Below are 13,501 nucleotides of genomic sequence, written 5' to 3' on the forward strand. Positions count from 1 at the left end.
CACGATCGGCGTCGCGAAGAACAACAGCATGATCGTGCCGTGCATGGTGAACAGCTGGTTGAACTGCTCCGGCGACAGCATCTGCATGCCCGGCCGCGCCAGCTCCGCGCGCATCAGCAGGGCCATCAGGCCACCGAGCAGGAAGAACACGAAGGACGTGACCATATACATGATCCCGATCTGCTTCGCGTCCGTCGTGCGCAGGATCCTGGCCAGAGCCGAACCCTTGACCTGTCGCCGCACCGGATATGGTCGGGTCGCGATCGGCGACGGCGCAACGGTCGTCACGAATTGCCTCCGTTGTCTCGTTCGTCCCTCTCAGGGGTGTCCCGACCTTCGGCCTCCCGAACATCGGTGTCCCGTAAATCGGTCCACCGACCATCGGTCCCCTGAAGATCGGTGTCACGAAGATCGGGCGTACTCCGCAGGCAGAATAGTCCCCCACCGACGTTCGGCAGTCGCGGGGTGACCAAAAGAGAGACGTCCGCTTCAGACTGACGAGACCAACTCACGATAGTGATCGGTGAAGATGCGGAGGCCACGACGCCGCAGCATGGGGTCGCGCAGAGTCGGCGGAACGTCCCGGGTGCGATCCCGCTCACGGGTGCGGTCGCGGACCTCCGCGCAGCGCGGCCGGCGCCGCTCCTCATAAGCCCGCAGAGCAGCCGGAATGTCGCCGGAAGCGGTACGCAGCTCCTGCCCGAGCACCCAGCCGTCCTCGAAAGACATCGCGGCGCCCTGAGCCATCGTCGGCGCCGTGGCGTGTGCCGCGTCACCGAGCAGCACGACCGGCCCTTTGGACCATCGCGACAGGACGACCTCGTCGGTCCGGGCGACCTGGACCTTCTCGATCTTCTCCAGAATGGCCGGGACGGGCCCGCCGTAGCCCCCGAAGAGCTCGAGCATCCGCTTCCTCGGATCCTCCGGGTTGGGGCTGTCCGGTGCGGTCTCGTCGGCGTAGCAGTAGAGCTTGCGCCCACCCATCGGCATCACGACGAAGGCGGACCGGCGGCCGAGAACCGCGGTCCAGTCGGTCAGGGGCGGTCCGCCGGTGACCACGGAGCGGTAGACGATCTGGCCGGTCGGCACCGCGGGGCCACCCAGGCCGGATTTGTCACGGATGGTCGAGCGCCTGCCGTCGGCACCGACGACCAAGTCGTACTCCGAGACGGTGCCGTTGGAGAACTCCACCTTGGCGGCGCCGTCGATGATCTCCAGCCCCTGCACCGCGGTCTCGAACCGCACGTCGCCGCCGACCCCGGTCAGCAGCACCTGCTGGAGATCGGCGCGGGAGAGGGCGCGAGACTCACCGACACCGGCCCAGAGGGCGGCCACGTCCATCTCGAACAGCTCGCGGCCGCGCATGTCGAGGAAGACCTGCCGGAAGATCAGGTCGCCGAGCGGGCGCAGCGGGACGTCGAGGCCGAGCAGCCGCAGAGCGCGCGAGGCGTTGCCGGGCAGATAGATGCCGGCGCCGGGAACCGTGGTGGCCGGCAGAGCCTCCACCACCTCCGGCCGGAAACCGGCGACGCGCAGCCCTCGGGCCGCCGCCAGGCCGGCGATGCCGGCGCCCACCACGAGGATGCGCAAGCTCATCGCACCAGCGCTTTCTTGTTGATGGATACGCGTCGGAGCCAGAACATTACCGCCCGCCATCGTCGCGGGGGAACACCCGCCATCGAGAAGCGGTCCGATTTGTTCAATACCTGCGGATGCGTACGCCGTAGCGTCACCCTCATGACTCCTGTTCTGAACGCGTTCGGCCTGGCTGTGGCCGACATGGCGGCTTCACTGGCCTTCTACCGTCTGCTGGGGATGGAGTTCGCGGACGGTGCCGACGACGCACCGCACGTGGAGGTCGCCCTCGGCGGCGGCATCCGTCTCATGTGGGACACCCATGCCGTGATCAAGTCGTTCGACCCGGACTTCACGCCGCCCGGCCCGGACAGCGCCCGCGTCGGGCTCGCCTTCGAGTGCGCCGGCCCGGCCGAGGTGGACGCTGCCTTCCAGAAGGTGACGGCCGCCGGGCACACCGGCCGGCTGAAGCCGTGGAACGCCCACTGGGGCCAGCGATATGCCGTGCTCGTCGACCCGGACGGCAACACGGTCGACCTCTACGCCGCGCTGGAAACCTGAGCAACGCTGGAGATCTGAGCGACGCTGGAAGCCTGAGACGCGCTGGAAGGCTGAGACGCGCTGGAAGGCTGACCCACCAGCGAACCGAGCGGCACACCGGCCAGGGCTTTCACCTCGCGCGACAGGTGGGCCTGGTCGGCATAACCGCTGTCGGCCGCCACCTCGGCGAAGGCCCGGCCGGCCCGGGCCAGCGCGACCGCCCGCCGCATCCGGAAGATCCGGTGCAGCGTTTTCGGCCCATAGCCATAGGCCGCGACGCTGCGCCGCCGCAGGTGACGCTCGCCCAGCCCGGTGACCGACGCGATCTCGCTGACCGGCCGGTCGGCGCGGGCACCGGCCGAGACCGCGACCATCACCGGATCGGGCTCCTGCCAGCGGCGGGCGGCGGCTGCCTCGAGAGCCGCACCGGGATCGTCGGCATCGGCGATCCGGCGCACCTCGGCGGCCGGCCACAGCTGGTCGAGCGGAACCCGCTGGTCGAGCACCTCGGAGGCGGGCACCCCGAGCACACCGGGCCCGGTCCCGGCGCCGAAGCGCAGCGCGTGGTGACGGCTGCCCGGCTGCGGTGAGCCGACCTGCGCCGTGGTGTCGGGCCCGGCCACGAAGACCGAGCCGTCCTGCCAGATGATGTCGAGGCATCCATCCGGAAGGATGCGGTGGACGGCCGCGCCGGGTGACGTGACGCTGTGCCAGGCGACGACGAACGGCAGTGAAGAAGGCCTCTCCGTGTACATGCGGGAAGCCAACCACGCGGGTACGACATTTCCCTGCCGAGTTACATCTGTGTATTTCTCCCCGGGTCCGGGCAGAGAATCGGTCTATGACGGACCGCCTCGACGAGTACCGCCGCAAGCGCGACGCCCGGCGCACCCCCGAGCCGGTCCCGCGCGCAAGAGAGAAGCAGGCGACAGAGAAGCAGGCGACAGAGAAGCGAACGGAAGAGAAGCAGAGCCGCTTCGTCATCCAGCAGCATCACGCCCGCAGCCTGCACTGGGACGTACGGCTGGAGCGCGACGGCGTGCTCGTCTCGTTCGCCGTCCCGCGCGGCCTGCCCCGCGACCGCGCCCGCAACAACCTGGCCAAACACACCGAGGACCACCCGCTCGAATACCTGGATTTCGCCGGCGAGATCCCGTCCGGCGAGTACGGCGGCGGGCGGATGACGATCCACGACAGTGGAACCTACGAGACCGACAAGTGGCGCGACGACGAGATCGGGGTCACCTTCCACGGCGAGCGCACCAACGGGCGCTACGTCTTCTTCCAGACCGGCGGCCAGGACTGGATGGTCCGGCGGATGGATCCGTCCGAGCCGGGCTGGGAGGCGATGCCGGAAACGGTGGCGCCGATGCTGGCGGCCCGTGCCTCAGCGCTTCCTTCTGCCGACCCCGACTGGGGATATGAGATGTCCTGGGGCGGAAAACGCGTCACCTCGTACATCTCGGGTGGAAGGTTGCGTTTGATCGATGCCGGCGGCGGCGATGTGACCTCGTGGTTTCCGGAGATCCGGCCGATCGGGCCGGCGCTCGCGCCGCTGGAGGCCGTGCTCGACGGTGAGATCGTGACGTTCGACGGCGCGCGGCCCTCGCCTGATCGGCTGGCCCGGCGCGAGGCGCCGAAGGACTCTGCCGCGGCCAAGCGGTTCGCTGATCGCTTTCCGGCACACCTTCTGCTGTACGACTTGACGTGGCTGGAGGGGCACTCGACAGTCGAGCTGGTCCGTTACGCCGAGCGCCGCGAGTTGCTCGACGGCCTCGGTCTGGCCGGTGACCATTGGCAGACACCGCCCTACTTTCCCGGCGGGGGCGAGTTCGCGCTTGAGGCCGCTCGCGCTCAGGGCCTCGGCGGTGTCGTCGCGAAGCGCCTGGACTCGCCCTATCTGCCCGGCCGGCGGAGTCGCCTCTGGCTCTCGATTCCCGCCTGATGATCATGGGATCGATCCCGGTGGACGCTGCCGACCCCGATCGAGGGAAGCCTCGCCTGCGCGGCCAGAATGCGTGCGCCCGTTTTCCTGGGATCCGGCTGGGGCCGGCCGATGATCGGGTCTCGCGCCGCGGCATCCCGGAAAGGTCGATACGTCAGATGCATCCGGACCTGTCCCCCACTCCGCCGGTGATCTCGGAGCTGGCGGCCGAGCTGTGGACGTCCGCGGCCGGCGTCCTGGACGCCAACTGGGCGGGTGATCACACGGTGCCGTCCCGGGCGCTGCATCCGCATCAGTGGAGTTGGGACACGGCGTTCGCCGCGATCGGCCTGGCCTATGTCAATCAGAGCCGCGCCTGGCGGGACCTGCGCAGCCTGTTCGAGGCGCAGTGGCCGGACGGCCGGGTGCCGCACATCGTGTTCGACCCCGCCACCGCCGAGGACGACTACTTCCCCGGGCCGGCGTTCTGGAACGTCCCGGCGTACGCCCGTCGCCCGGCCGGCGGCAGCACCGGCCTCGTCCAGCCGCCCCTGCATGCGCTCGCGGCGTGGGAGGTCTACCGGCACGCCGCCGCACACGGTGCGGCCTCCGCCCAGCTGGCGCGCACCGAGCTGGAGTGGCTCTATCCGCGGCTGGTGGCGTCGCAGCAGTACCTCACCGACCGGCGGGACGCGGGCGGCACCGGCCTGGCCACCATCGTGCACCCCTGGGAGTCGGGCCTGGACGACAGCCCGGCCTGGGACGACGCGCTGGTGGCGGTCCCGGCCGACCTGAGCCTGCCGGAACAGTCCGCCGATCATGCCCGTCATCTCGGGCTGGCGCTGTCCTATCGCGACAGCGGGTACTCCGACAACGACCTGGCCGGGCGGCACGACTTCGTCGTCGAGTGCCCGGGGTTCAACGCCATGCTCGCCACCGCCGAGCTGGCGCTCGCTCAGATCGCGGGCGTACTCGGGCACAGCGCGGAGGCGCAGCGGCACCGGGATGCGGCCCGGTGCATCACCGCGGCGATCGCCGACCGGCTGTGGGATCCGCTGACCCGGCTCTTCCACGCCCGGGACGTCCGGACCGGCCGGCTCAGCCCGGCGCACTGCGTCAACGGCCTGCTGCCGCTCATGCTGCCCGACCTGCCGGCGCATCAGGCCACCGCGATCATGGCGGCGGTGGGTTCGGAGCGGTTCGGGCTGCCGGCGCCGAGTTACGACCGGACGGCGCCGCGCTTCGACAGCCGCCGGTACTGGCGCGGGCCGGTATGGATCAATGTGAACTGGCTGCTGCGCCGGGGCATGCTGGTGCACGGCTACGTGGAGGAGGCGGAGGAGTTGCGCCGGGCGATGCTGCGGCTCGTTCACCGCAACGGGCACTACGAGTACTTCCATCCGGGAGACGGTTCAGGGCTGGGTGCGGCAGCCTTCACGGGGACCGCGGCGCTCTGCCTCGACCTGCTCGCCGACCGGTCCGCTCCGGCTTACGCCCGGTCGGTTTTGGTTCCGGCTCGTGGGCGGTCCACCTCGACGGGCTTGTCGAGCAGGGCCTCGGCCAGCTTGGCGAGCTGACGCATCTGCGCGGACGTCAGCCGGTCGAAGATCAGCTGCTGGACCGCCTCGGCGTGCCCCGGCGCCGAGGCGACCACTTTGTCCAGACCCTCGTCGGTCAGCACCGCGATCTGCACGCGGCCGTCCTCGGCGTCCCGCTCCCGGCGCACCCACCCGCGCTCCTCCAGACGGGCCACCACATGGGACAGTCGGGAAAGTGACGCGCAGGCCCGTCTGGCGAGCTTGCTCATCGCCAGGCGACGGTCCGGGCGCTCGGAGAGGGTCATCAGGACGAGGTAGCCCATATGGGTCAGGCCGGCGTCGCGCTGGAGCTGCGCTTCGAGCGCCGCAGGCACCCTGACCAGCACCTCGATGAATTGCCGCCAGGCGTACTGCTGCTCGTCGGTCAACCAGCGGGGCTCGTCCATGCTGGAAGGTTAGTGGCGATCGAGACGGGCGCCAGTCGCCGGCCGGCCGAGATCGAATGTGCCGCATTCCGATCGGTCGTTGATTCGATCGACTTCCGTGAACGTTGCCGGGTACTCTGTGCGGGGACTTTAACCCCGACACGGCGCCGGAACCGGCTGGCTGGGGGGCCTCGGCCGGTTCCGGCGTCGTGTGCCCGGCGCGGATTCCCGGGCGGTGCTTTCGAGATTTCAGGCAGTGCTTTCGAGATTTCAAGCGGTGCTTTCGAGGGATTCTCGGGTGAACAGCCGTCACGAGGACGGCGGTTCGTCCTTACCCGCCTCTTCGAGGGCGTCAGCCTCTTCCTTGGTCTTGTGCACAGCACCCTCGGCGTGCTCCGGCGGACCGTAAACCGTGTAGAGAACCAGCGGGTTCGGGCCGTCGTTGAGGAAGTTGTGCTTGCGGCCGGCCGGCACCACGACCAGGTCACCCTGCGCGACCTTGCGGGTCTCGCCGGAGATGATCGCCTTGCCGACACCGCTGACGAAGGTGAGGATCTGGTCCACCTCGTGGACCTCCTCGCCGATCTCCCCGTCCGGCGGGATCGTCATGACCACGAGCTGGGTGTGCTTTCCGGTCCACAGGACCCGGCGGAAGTCGGGACTCTTCTCCGCGACAGTGGCAATCGTGAAGTGCTCCATGCCCCGGACGTTACCCAAGTCAGCCGTTTCGCAACCGGCCCGCGCCGCGCAACCACCCGGGCGCGGTCAGGAGCCCCGGCCCGCGCCGCGCAACCACCCGGGCGCGGTCAAGAGCCCCGGCCCGCGCCGCGCAACCACCCGGGCGCGGTCAAGAGCCCCGGCCCGCGCCGCCCCACCACCCCGGGCGCGCGGTCAGGAGCCCCGGAGCCGGCCCGGCGGCACGGGTGAGGGGCGCCCGATCAGATAGCCCTGCACATAGTCGACGCCGAGCTCCCGCAGCATCCGCAGGGTCGCCTCGTCCTGCACGAACTCCGCGACCGTGTGGATGCCGTACGCCTGGCACACCTGCACCAGCGCTCGCACCAGCACCTGATCCTGCGGGTTGTCGACGAGATCCACCACGTACTCCCCATCGATCTTGACGAGGTCGATGGGGAAGAGCCGCAGGTAGCGGAAGGACGCGTACCCGGAGCCGAAGTCGTCGAGCGCCAGGCCGCAGCCGAGATCACGGACCCGGTCCGCGAAGCGTCGCGCCTCGCTCAGATTGCCGATCAGCGCGGTCTCGGTGATCTCGAAGGTGAGCTGAGCGGGATCGACCCCGTACCGGTCGAGCAGCTTCTCCACCTCGGTGGTCAGCCGCGGGTCGCCGACCGAGCGGCCGGAGAGGTTCACCTGGAGGCAGAGGCCGGGCTCCTCGGCGGCGAGCCGCATGGCCCGCTCCACCACCCACAGGTCGATGTCGTAGACGGCGTCCAGGCGCTCGGCCGCGTCCAGCACCTGGATCGGCGACTGCGGGCCGTCCGACTCGTCGAGCACCCGCAGCAGCAGCTCGTGCCGGGTCACCTTGTTGCTCTGCAACTCCAGGATCGGCTGCGAGTAGAGGGTGAACCGGTCGGTGCCGAGCGCGTCGGCGACCCGGGAGCGGTAGGAGCCCTGGCGGTCGCGTACCGGAACCGGGTGGGCGACGACGGTGAGCGGCTCGTTCGCCTCCCGCGACTGGCGCCACGCCTGCTCGGCGTCGATCAGCAGCCCGTGGCTGCCCGCCTCGGCGTCACGCTCGAAGCGGACCAGGCCACCCCAGGCGACCAGCGGCGACTGTTCACGCAGGGCCGCCAGCAGCGCGTGCGACTGCTCGCGGGACGCTTTCCAGGAGATACCGGAGAAGAGGACGGCGATCTCGTTCGGGCCGACCCGGCCGAGCAGATGCTCCGGGCGGGTACGGTCCTCCAGCGTCCGGGCGGCATGGTTCAACAGCTCGGCGTTGCGCTCCGGTCGTACCCCCTCGGCGCCTTCACCCGCCTCGCCCACCTGGACCCGGATCACCAGCAGCGCGCCACCCGCACCGCGCAGCGCGCGGTCGATCTCGTCGGCGAACCGTGCCCGGATCAGCAGGCCGGTCGCCGGGTCGGGCTCCACCAGCGACGCCTGCACCGTTTCGCCCCGCCGGGTCAGCCGCGCCGACTCCCGGCGGGCCCGCTCCCGGGAGGAGACGTCGCGGACCGTGCCGCGGATGCCCCGGACCGTGCCGTCGGGGCTGATCATCGGCTCGAGGCGGCAGTCGACGTCGAACCAGCCGCCGTCGGCGCGCATCAGCCGCACCGTGATGTGCACGGTGTTCCGGCTGGTCCAGGACTCGGTGATGGCGCCGAGGGCCTTCGCCTGGTCGTCGCGATGCACGTATCGCGACAGGATCTGCCGGGTCATCTCCTTCTCGGCCGGTGGTCGGCCGAGCATCGCGGAGAGGGCCGCGGACCACACGATCTGGTCGCCGGTCGCCGTGTACGTGAACCAGGCGGCCTGCTTGTCGGATGGCTGCCGGGGCTCCGGCAGGGTGGCCGGCGGTCCCAGCGTCCAACGCTCCCGTTCTTCGGGCATCGTCATACGCCGCCACCTCCCCCCTTGCACACGGCTGCTCCCCCTGCCACCAAATCCCCTCACCTATTACGACCCGTCACCAGGCCGCAGTAACAGTGGACGCACGCGTCAAAGTTTCGACGTTTCCGCAGGCAAGGCCAGGAGCAGGGAATTATCGCCCATCCGGAGTAACGAAACAACCGAATGGATGACCTCGTTCCACCGCAATTGCGCCAAAAAGCTTCCTCTCGCTCCATGACAGACAGTTACTGCGAGTGGTGACTATGGAACCTTACGCATTTACCTACCCGCAAGTACCCGGCGGCATGCACCGAGCGCGTGCAAGACGATGCTGCGCGTGACCGTCAATCACCGTCGATGGTGGAGATTTCCAGCTCAGCAATGCGTTGCCAGACCGGCCGCATTGCCACTTCCGGCTCGCGGGCGAAGACACTGCCGCGGATGCGCACGAAGACGCAGTTGCCCACCCGCTCCAGCACCGACTGACGGCGCATGTCGCTCTCCCACTGCTCCGGGCCGTGATAGGCGTCGCCGTCGCACTCGATCGCGAGCCGCCGGCCGTCCGGCGCGTTCAGCACGAAATCGATCCGGTAGCCACCGATCCGGAACTGCGGAATCGGCCGGTAACCGCGGCCGACCAGCAGCTTCAGCACGTCGCGCTCGAAGTCGCTCTCGCACCGGGCGGCCAGGTCGGTCGCCGCGGCGTCCGTGGGGAGGTTCAACGCGTACGACAGGAGCAGTCCCCGGGCGTCGTCGGCCAGCAGGGCGGACGGGCGCGTCGAGTGGAAGATCCACAGTTGGTCCCGGGCCCGCGAGGCGGCCACGTTGATCCGCCGGTGGTAGTCGCGCTTGGTGAACGCCGCGATCCGTGGATCGTTCTCGGACACCACCATCGAGACCAGCACCACGTCGCGCTCATCGCCCTGGAACGTGTACGCGTCGCCGACCCGCAGCCGCCTGGCCTGGATCTCGTCCTCGCCGATCGCCTCACGCAACTCGGTGAGCAGGTGGTTCGCCTGCCCACTGCTGCTCAGCAGGCTGATCACGCCAAGGGTCTTCCCGTCGTACCGCGGGTCGGCGACGATCTTCGTCACCCGCTCGACGAGGGCTGTCGCCTCCTCCAGATTGACGTCGCCCAGGCCGGGCAGCGGCTGGCGAACGCCGGTCTCGGAGAAGACGGTCTGGATCGGCGGCAGCGCCGGACGGTCCGCCCGCAGCGGCATGATCTTGCCGTCGTAGTAGTGCCGTGAGGAGAACTCGATGATCTGCGGTACGCAGCGGAAGTGCTCGGTCAGCAGGATCCGCTCCGGGGAACGGCGCACCGCGTGGTCGTAGAGGGAGGACTCCGGATCGAAGTGCTCGGCCGACGGCACACCGTCCAGGTGCCGCTGGATCAGACCGGACACCGAGCCGACGAACCCGAGCTGCGGGCCGATCTGCTGGTCGTCGCCGACCACCACGGCACGCTCGGCCAGCGACAGCACCGGCAGCGCGAACAGGTCCGCCTGCGACGCCTCGTCGACGATCACCACGTCGAACTTCGCACCGCCCGCGAACTGCTCGATCGCCCGGTCCACCGACATGACCCAGACCGGCACCGCGGTGACCGCCGACTCCATCGCCCGCTGGGCATGGGCCTGCCAGGCCGCGGCACCCCGGCCGGTGCCCTTGCCGATCTTCCGCAGGGCGGTGGTCCAGTCGGCGAGGGCCGCCCGCCGCCGGTCGTCCAGGGCGCGGGCCACCTCCAGCCACGCGGACGCGACCACCAGGTCACCGGTCAGCCGCCGGATCCGCGCACGGGCCCGCTCCACCCGGCGGGACAGGACCGCCGGGTCGACGTCACCGACAACACCGTCGAACCAGGTCTGCGCGCGCCGCCACTCCCACGCCTCCAGGCAGGCCTGACCGGAGACGACCGGATGTTCACCGCTCGCGATCTGCGCCGCCCACTCCGGCGCGGCGCTCGCCAGCCGGTCGTGCGCGGCGTGGAACCGCATCACGTCCGGCTGCATCAGGACCAGCCGGCGCACCTCGGCGACTGCCTCGTCCCAGCCCTCCAGGGTCGTCCACGCCTCGACCAGGTCGGGCCACGGCGCGATCCGCTCGGTTACCGTGCGCTCCAGGCTCTCCGCCTTGTCCAGCGCGAAGACCTCGGTGGCGCCGGCCAGCAGCTCCGCCACCTCACCCAGGGCGGTCGCGTCCGGCTGCAACTCCCGCTGCGGCACGAGCCCGGCGAGCCGTGCGGCCAGCGGGGGCCAACGGTGCAGGTCGAAGTCGAGCGACTGGCTGGCGTCGGCGAGCAGGGCGCCGGCCCACACCTCCGGGTCGCCCAGGCCGTTGGCGGGTTCCGGGATGGAGAGCCGCTCGACCCACTCCAGCCAGAGGTCGCCCAGCCTGCGGCGGGACTGGGTTCGGCGTACGCCGGCGACCACCAGATCCACGTCGGCGACCGAGCGGACCGGCTCGTCGTCCACCCGGATCTCGTCGGCCAGCCGGTGCAGGCCCGGCTGCATCAGCCGGCTGAGGCCCTTGCCCGCCGCGAACCGCTGCCGCATCTCGGCCAGCCTGGTCAGGAGCAGTTTCGGCTCGGCCAGCACCGGGTCGGGCACCACGATCCGATGACCGGTGACCGACCGGGCCAGCCCGGCCAGCTCGCCGTAGATCGACTCGGTGGCGGCGACGTGATCGGTCCAGATGGTGCGCCAGTGCGGGTCGTCCAGCAGCCGGCCGAGACGGTCGGTCCACGTACCCTCGCGGCGGCGCAGCCAGGCCACCGCCTCCCGCAGGTCCCCGAGCAGGTCCGCCATGCCGGCGCGGCGCTCCTCGCGTACCTTCGCAAGATCCACGCCTTGGTCCGCCAGCAGCGACAGGCGCGCCCGCGTCTCAGCGGTCTTCTCCCGCTGAGAGGCGGTCTCGGCGGCGTCCGGCAGATCCTGGATCTCCGGCGACGGCCGCATCGCGGCCGCGCGATCATCCGGCGACAGCCGCGCCGAAAGCTTCAGCAGCGTGGCGAAATCCTCGATGGTCAGCGGCGCCGGGCCGGAGACCGGGTCCGGAATACCACCGTGTGCGGCTGCGCGATCGCGCAGCCAGGTGCCGACCTCCGCGGGCAGCAGAGACACACCACCGATCTGGTACGAGACAGCCTCGCTCTCGGCGATCAACCGCAGTCCCGCGGTCGCGGCTGCCAGCTCGCGCTCGGCCTCCTCCAGGGTCCGGGTGAGCCGCTCGACCTTCTTAGCCTCCGCCTCCTTGTCAAGGGTGGCCGCCCGGTCGGAAAGTTCGCGCGCGGCCAGCTGGAGCTGCACGAGCTGGTCGGTGGTACGCCCGAGAACCGCCAGGCAGAGCGCCTGGACCTCGTCGGGAAGGCCGTCGCGGAGAACCCGCAGCGGCTCCTCCTTCTGCGCCACCACCAGGACACGCTTGCCGTTCGCCATCAGATGGCAGATCAGGTTGCGGATCGTGTGGGTCTTGCCGGTGCCGGGCGGGCCCTGCACCGCGACGTTCCGGTGGTGCGCGAGCCGCCTGGCGATCGACTCCTGCGCCTCGTTCGTGGGTAGCGGCATGAGCAGCCGTTCACCCACGCGCTCCCAGCGTTCGGGCTGGTCGTCGGGCATCGTGAGGCGGCTGGGCTCGTGCGCCACCACGGCGGCCAGTGCGCCGACGGCGCTGAAGTCGCCGCTGGTGAGGCGGTCGCGGAGGCTCTCGAGGAAGCCGCGGAGGTGGCGTTGCTTGGGGCGGGGGAAGAGGACTGCGGTGTCGCGTACCGCTGCCTCTTTGTCGGTTTTTTCGGTTTTTGTGAGGATTACTCGGTCGTGGCCTAGCCGGGTCAGGGCGCGTTCGAAGAACTCGCGGCGCTCGAAGTCGTTCCAGAGGTCCACCTCGATGGATCCGCCAGGGCCGGCCAGCGCTGCCAGCTGATTGAGGTAGCGGGCGTCGAGGCCGCTCAGGGCCTCGATCTGGAGGCGGGAAGGGCCGGCCGGGGAGACGCTGATCAGGGCGCGGTCGGCGTCGTACTCGATCAGCACGGGCGTGGCGATCAAGGGGTAGCGGACTCTGGTGCCCTCGATCGTGGTTTCGAGGATGCCGTGGCCCCAGACCAGTTCGGTGGTGGCGACGGACATGTCGAGGTGGTGCATCAGGTCGAAGAGGCGGCGGTGAAGGTCGCGGGTCTGTTCGGTGGAGGCGGTCAGCTGGGACCAGGGGCGCCAGACGTCGTCCCGCCAGCGTTCGAAGTCGTCACGCTCGTCGGCGTCGGCGTCATGTTTCTTGGCTGTCCCCTGCTGGCCGGTGGCTTCACTTCCGCCTTGTTCTCCGCTTTGTGCTCCGGCGGCATTCCCTCGGCTGCCGGCCGAGGGTTCCTTGGCGGCCTGGCCCCTGGCGGCTTCCTGGTGCGGGGTTGGCTCCGCGGTGGCGGTGATCTCGCCACGGAGGCGGCGGCGCAGGGCGGCCGGGACCGAGATCGGAGGCGGGAGGTCGGGGCGGCCGACGCGGAGCCAGGAGGTGCCGTCGGCGCCGGGGCCGGCCTGGCAGTCGGGATGCTGCGGTAGGTCGTCGAGCCAGTGCGCTTCGGAGGGAACGGTGCGGGACGGACGGTCCATCTGGGCTCGGACAGCGAGCAGATAGTCCGCCACCGCCACGGCCCGATCCCGGATCGTCGTGGGCGACTCTCGCTGCTCAGCCATCCCAACGAGTCTAGGGCGTGACGTCGATCGGGGTCGTGTCCGCGGGGCCAGTTGGGGGCTTCCTTCGCCCCGGCGCTTCCATCTTGTGACGCTTCCTTACATATGGCGCTGTTGGCTCCCAGCGCTCCACCCGCCCCCGGCGCTCGGCGGCCCGCTTCACGCCCACCGCACGGGGCCCGCCCGCCTCCACACCTGCGTCCCACCCTCCGGCTGGCAACCACGCACGTAACCCGGGCGCCA

9 protein-coding genes and 1 pseudogene are annotated in these 13,501 nt (G+C 70.3%); 3 read left to right on the forward strand and 7 right to left on the reverse strand.

Annotated features, from left to right (window positions below):
• Together ACFQV6_RS21760 and ACFQV6_RS21765 are read right to left on the reverse strand one after the other, a co-directional pair.
• A partial coding sequence (locus ACFQV6_RS21760) for a cbb3-type cytochrome c oxidase subunit I (protein WP_378029376.1) occupies positions 1–288 on the reverse strand: 288 nt, incomplete at its 3' end.
• 201 nt (positions 289–489) lie between these two features.
• Positions 490–1,596 (reverse strand): FAD-dependent monooxygenase, encoded by a 1,107-nt coding sequence (locus tag ACFQV6_RS21765; protein ID WP_378029377.1) that lies wholly within the window; start codon positions 1,594–1,596, stop codon positions 490–492.
• A gap of 141 nt (positions 1,597–1,737) precedes the next feature.
• Between ACFQV6_RS21765 and ACFQV6_RS21770 the strand changes: the two genes are divergently transcribed.
• Positions 1,738–2,136, forward strand: a complete 399-nt coding sequence (locus ACFQV6_RS21770; RefSeq protein ID WP_378029378.1) for a VOC family protein — start codon at positions 1,738–1,740, stop codon at positions 2,134–2,136.
• A gap of 74 nt (positions 2,137–2,210) precedes the next feature.
• Here the strand turns inward: ACFQV6_RS21770 and ACFQV6_RS21775 are convergent.
• Positions 2,211–2,870 (reverse strand): annotated as a pseudogene (locus tag ACFQV6_RS21775) (helix-turn-helix domain-containing protein); the annotation flags it as partial.
• A gap of 86 nt (positions 2,871–2,956) precedes the next feature.
• Between ACFQV6_RS21775 and ACFQV6_RS21780 the strand changes: the two are divergent.
• Both ACFQV6_RS21780 and ACFQV6_RS21785 read left to right on the forward strand, forming a co-directional pair.
• Positions 2,957–4,060 (forward strand): DNA polymerase ligase N-terminal domain-containing protein, encoded by a 1,104-nt coding sequence (locus tag ACFQV6_RS21780; protein WP_378029379.1) that lies wholly within the window; start codon positions 2,957–2,959, stop codon positions 4,058–4,060.
• A 158-nt stretch (positions 4,061–4,218) separates the two neighbouring features.
• Positions 4,219–5,616, forward strand: a complete 1,398-nt coding sequence (locus ACFQV6_RS21785) for a trehalase family glycosidase (RefSeq protein WP_378029380.1) — start codon at positions 4,219–4,221, stop codon at positions 5,614–5,616.
• Here ACFQV6_RS21785 and ACFQV6_RS21790 read toward each other — a convergent pair.
• From ACFQV6_RS21790 to ACFQV6_RS21805, 4 genes are all read right to left on the reverse strand, one after another.
• Positions 5,529–6,023, reverse strand: coding sequence for a MarR family winged helix-turn-helix transcriptional regulator (locus ACFQV6_RS21790; protein ID WP_378029381.1), 495 nt, complete (start codon positions 6,021–6,023; stop codon positions 5,529–5,531). The two genes, ACFQV6_RS21785 and ACFQV6_RS21790, sit on opposite strands and share 88 nt — an antisense overlap.
• Positions 6,024–6,311: 288 nt before the next feature.
• Positions 6,312–6,701, reverse strand: a complete 390-nt coding sequence (locus ACFQV6_RS21795; RefSeq protein WP_378029382.1) for a cupin domain-containing protein — start codon at positions 6,699–6,701, stop codon at positions 6,312–6,314.
• Positions 6,702–6,893: 192 nt separating this feature from the next.
• A complete protein-coding gene (locus ACFQV6_RS21800; protein ID WP_378029383.1) occupies positions 6,894–8,582 on the reverse strand; it encodes an EAL domain-containing protein in 1,689 nt (562 codons plus the stop codon).
• 338 nt (positions 8,583–8,920) lie between these two features.
• Positions 8,921–13,261 carry an AAA domain-containing protein gene (locus ACFQV6_RS21805; protein WP_378029384.1) on the reverse strand — a complete coding sequence of 1,447 codons (4,341 nt, stop codon included), beginning with the start codon at positions 13,259–13,261 and terminating at the stop codon, positions 8,921–8,923.
• Positions 13,262–13,501: the final 240 nt, after the last annotated feature.

This window comes from Actinoplanes sp. GCM10030250 (genome assembly GCF_042666575.1).
GTDB lineage: Bacteria > Actinomycetota > Actinomycetes > Mycobacteriales > Micromonosporaceae > Actinoplanes.